The 3465-nt window shown below is 37.3% G+C and carries 3 protein-coding genes; all 3 read right to left on the bottom strand.

The annotated features are described in order from the left end of the window. Positions 1–156 precede the first annotated feature (156 nt). The 3 genes from ACFOUY_RS09125 to ACFOUY_RS09115 all read right to left on the bottom strand — a co-directional run bounded on the left by ACFOUY_RS09125 (position 157) and on the right by ACFOUY_RS09115 (position 3344). The gene (locus tag ACFOUY_RS09125) at positions 157–567 is read right to left on the bottom strand and encodes a mobilization protein (RefSeq protein ID WP_378960198.1); all 411 of its coding nucleotides are present in this window, start codon (positions 565–567) and stop codon (positions 157–159) included. A 639-nt stretch (positions 568–1206) separates the two neighbouring features. Continuing rightward, the gene (locus tag ACFOUY_RS09120; RefSeq protein ID WP_378960197.1) at positions 1207–2493 is read right to left on the bottom strand and encodes an HlyD family secretion protein; all 1287 of its coding nucleotides are present in this window, start codon (positions 2491–2493) and stop codon (positions 1207–1209) included. An 11-nt stretch (positions 2494–2504) separates the two neighbouring features. Further along, positions 2505–3344, bottom strand: coding sequence for a peptidase domain-containing ABC transporter (locus ACFOUY_RS09115; protein WP_378960196.1), 840 nt, complete (start codon positions 3342–3344; stop codon positions 2505–2507). Positions 3345–3465: the final 121 nt, after the last annotated feature.

Here is a 3465-nt window from a genome sequence, read left to right as displayed (position 1 = left end):
GGAACATTTCGTTTGACTGTAAAACTGGTTTTTTCATATCATGATTTTTAATCAAAATTAACAGTCAAACCAAGCTTTGTCAAGACGGGTTGGTCGGATGCTTACATTCTAATTACCTAAAGCTAGAGATTAACTAAAAATCTTAAGTCATGGAAATTAATTGTCTGTCAACCATTTTAAGGTCAACTTACCAACTATTTCCAAAAGACGATCAACCTTTCCATCGATACCCTTATACATCCCAACAGTTTTGATAAAATGAAAAGACCTTTCAACCTCACTTTTTGAACAGTGGAAATACCTTGTTTGCTGATTAATATTTATACCTATAGCCTTCAACTCCATTCTTATCGACGCAAGTTCTTCCATTGGTCCATCCATTGAAATATCACGATGAAGCATAAGAATCTTCTTCCTGGTCAGAATATTCCTTGCAACCTCACCTATAGACTGACAATTACTAGATTGACGGATTTCCTCTAATTTGGAAAAGGTTTCCTCGGTTATTCTTATTATGATGGGGCGATTGACTAGATTATCTTTATTTTTAGCTTTCCTTCTGGGCATTTTGAATCGTTATTTGTGAATATGAATTTGATTAAATAATTTTTCACCTCTTCATCCTCCCTATGGTAATCCCTATAAATAAATTTGTAAAATTCTTAAGTCATACCTTTTCAAAGTATTATATGACCTCTTGCTGTTTTTAGTATTTCCGAGTTCCGAGGAAATACCCGACCACAAGGGCGCAAGATTTTTTGTGTATACAAAAATACATCTTGCAAAACACCCGAGTGTTTAAAGTAATACTAGAGGTAAATCTGTTTATTGAATTTGAACGCTTTTTTTATTAGAAAAAAATGATGCACCACAAGTTGATCTCAGTGGGAACGTATAAAGCTATTATTCTATTGAAATTTGATTTGAGTTGTCGATAATAAATATTCCTGCAGCATGCTCGTCGAATAAATACTATTTCGTTAACCATGTGATGGTAATTCATGGAGTAAAGTCAAGAATTAATATTTATTATTAAACATATTAAAAAATGTGAGTGCAAAAATCTGCGCCAGATTAGCTCAATAACAAAAAAATTAAATATGATACTTATGTAAGTATTACAGTTCCGCAAACGAATATCCCTAATCCCTATCTGTTAAATAATTTCTAATGTCTTACCAGTCAATTAATGCTTAAAATCGAGTTTCAGTTTCTGCTGTTTATCATCCTGGTGATATTTCTAAAGAAACGCTGTAATAAAGAACTTTCTTCAGTTACAATTTCAGCATCGGCCAACATTCCATTTTTTAGAATAATTTTATGTGTTGCATCCTTGATTTCAAACTGCTCAAAACTGACTTTTGCTATAAAAACACTGTCTCGATAGGCAACATCTGAAATATAGGTTAATTTCCCCCTGATCATTCCGTATTGTTCATAAGGGTAACTCCGCATCTTGATAAGTGTTCTGGCACCTTTATATATTTTTCCCATATTATACTGCGGAATCTGTACTTCTCCGAAGAAATCGGTATTTCCTGGATTGATAACAAACACTTCCTGTCCTGACTGCACATTCTGGTTTTGCTGAACTATTCCCGCAAAGCTGACTTTTCCAGAAACGGGCGCTATCAGAATATGTTGCATGATCCAGTTGGCGCTTTCTGTTATACACTGGTTAAGTGCCTGAACAAATTCGGCTTGTTCCTCTGAAATGGTGTGCCTGAGATCCAATAATTCTTTTTCTTTTGCACTGTAAGCACTTAAATTATTTAAGACAGACGTTTCGCTCTGCTGTAACGGATATTTTGACGCCAAGTATTTATTCTCCTGTTGTGTAAATTCACTTCGCGATATCACTTTGTTGTTGTAGAGTTTCTGATAGGCTTTATATTCCGTTTCTTGATTAGCATACTCCAACATTTGTACTTTTTGCTGCTTATGTATCTGGTTACCAAGTGCCGCAATGTCTTTCAGGTCCTTTTCTAAAAATGCCATACGGCTTAGATAATATCCATTTGATAGGGTAGACTGATATTTAAGATACTGCTGATAAAAAGTTTGGTAGCTGCCCTGTATTTCACCAAGGTTCAGTCCCTCGGGTAAATTATCCTGCACGTCTTTATTCTTAAGCATACTTGCCTGCATCTCTTTCAACTTTTTGTTTAAACTCAGTACATCCTGCGGCGCCGCGGTAGTTTCTAAATAAGCCAGTGCAACCCCCTGTTTTACTGTTTGTCCATCTGATACCAGCAGGGCTGTTAATTTTCCAGCCTGGCGCGCAATGACTATTTTGGGAGCGTTAAGTGAATTTACCTTGAGGCGTGTGCTAACGATATCGGGATAATTTATAAATGCAGAAAGCACAATTATTCCTCCAAGGATCGTAAAGACCATCGTGATTCCCCATTTTAAGATCCATGAAGGTACAGCTGTTATAATTTCATACAGCTCCTCGCTTTGTGTCTGTTCACCCGTTATATTTTGTGGCATTTTTGTAATAGTTAGTTTGCAAGTTCAAGCTGATTCTTTACCAGATTATAATATACTCCATTGTTATGGGTAAGCTCTGCATGCGTTCCCTGTTCTATGATATGCCCTTTCTCAAGCACCACAATATTATCTGCATGTATTACCGTACTTAAGCGGTGGGCGACAATAACAACAGTGCGTCCTTTAAAAAACTCTTCAAGGTTTTGCATAATTATTTTTTCGTTGGTCGAATCCAGCGCATTGGTGGCCTCATCAAACAGGATGTATTCGGGATTTTTATATACTGCCCTGGCAATAAGGATTCGCTGGCGCTGCCCCTGACTAATACCATTACCTTCCAATCCAATTTTTGTATCAAGACCAAGCGGAAGACTCTCTATAAAGTCATTAATGTTAGCGGTCTGTATAGCCTGTTTCAATCTAATCATATCGGGATACTCGTCTCCAACAGCTATGTTGCGGGCTATGGTATCTGAAAAAATAAAACCATCCTGCATTACAACTCCACACAGTCCACGCCAGTACCGAAAACTGACTTGGGCAAGGTATCCATTGCCCACCCTTATTTCACCCCTTTGTGATTCGTAAAAACGGAGAATCAGTTTAAGGATAGTCGTTTTGCCACTGCCACTCATGCCTACTATGGCTGTCGTCTTTCCTGCAGGGATATCAAGACTCACATTCGATAAAACTGGTTCATTGCCAGCACCGGGATAGGTGAAAGTAATGTTCTTCAGTGATAAGCTTTTGTCGGCGGGAAGTTGTTTGACAAAAGGTTTGCCGACAGGCTCTTCATCATCCATTTCTTTAATTTCATTCAGGCGTTCTAATGATATTTTCGCATCTTGCAACTGCTGGATGAAGCCAAGTGTGCACTTCCCAAAATTCAGACCATTTAAAAGTAGAATTCTAGACCGAGCGCAGCGAGGCTATTAGAAAAACTATTAATTTTAATTGGTAATATGAAAAGAA

This window comes from Pedobacter jamesrossensis (genome assembly GCF_042650905.1).
Taxonomy (GTDB): domain Bacteria; phylum Bacteroidota; class Bacteroidia; order Sphingobacteriales; family Sphingobacteriaceae; genus Pedobacter; species Pedobacter jamesrossensis.
The sequence above is the reverse complement of the archived record's forward strand: the minus strand, read 5'-3'. Positions and strand labels throughout refer to the sequence as shown.